Consider the following 678-nt stretch of genomic DNA (forward strand, 5'->3'; position numbering starts at 1 on the left):
GGGCGAGAACGAGATTCTTCATGGCGCAACCCGCACGTCGAACATGTTGCCGTTGTTGTCGCGGCCACTGACCATCAGGCTGCCCTGCACGGCCCCGCGATTCAGTGTGAACACCGGGTTCTCGCTGACTGGCTGGGAGATCTCCAGACGCATCAGGCGCTTTCCGGCGTCGTCCTTCAGGACGACCTCCTCGAGGTGAAAGGCCGGTACGCCCGCCATCAGCCCGGTATCCATCGGATGAATGATCCGCAACCGAACCCGGCCGGACATCGGCCCTTCGCTCCAGGTCCGCGCGGTCACCTCGTTCAGGCGCTTCTGCCACTCGGACGAGGTCGATGCGGCCGACGGCGCCGTGCAGCCGCCACCCGTGGTATTCACCCAGACCCCGCCAACGTGCCACACACCATCGGCCGTTTTGGCCGCAGCGCGAACCGGGGACGACTGCTGCAGCTTGGCCCGGAAGCCCAGATAGGCGCTGGTTGACTCCGGATAGAACCTGAGGATTTCCAGGATGGGGTTGAAGTCGGCAAAGACCAGAACCTCCTTGACGCCGGTCAGCGCTGTCGCATCGACCGTAATCGGAACCTGCAGCGGATTCTCTGCAAGCCCGGACGAGATCACCTTCACGCGCTCGTCGAACTGGACCGGCCCATCCGACAGGAAATCCCGCTCCATGTC

At 63.9% G+C, this 678-nt stretch carries 1 protein-coding gene; it reads right to left on the reverse strand.

All coding sequences use genetic code 11. The annotated features are described in order from the left end of the window. Nucleotides 1–18: 18 nt before the first annotated feature. A partial coding sequence (locus L6Q67_RS23825) for a quinoprotein dehydrogenase-associated SoxYZ-like carrier (protein WP_296576087.1) occupies nt 19–678 on the reverse strand: 660 nt, incomplete at its 5' end.

Source organism: Zoogloea sp. (assembly GCF_023150065.1).
Lineage (GTDB): Bacteria > Pseudomonadota > Gammaproteobacteria > Burkholderiales > Rhodocyclaceae > Zoogloea.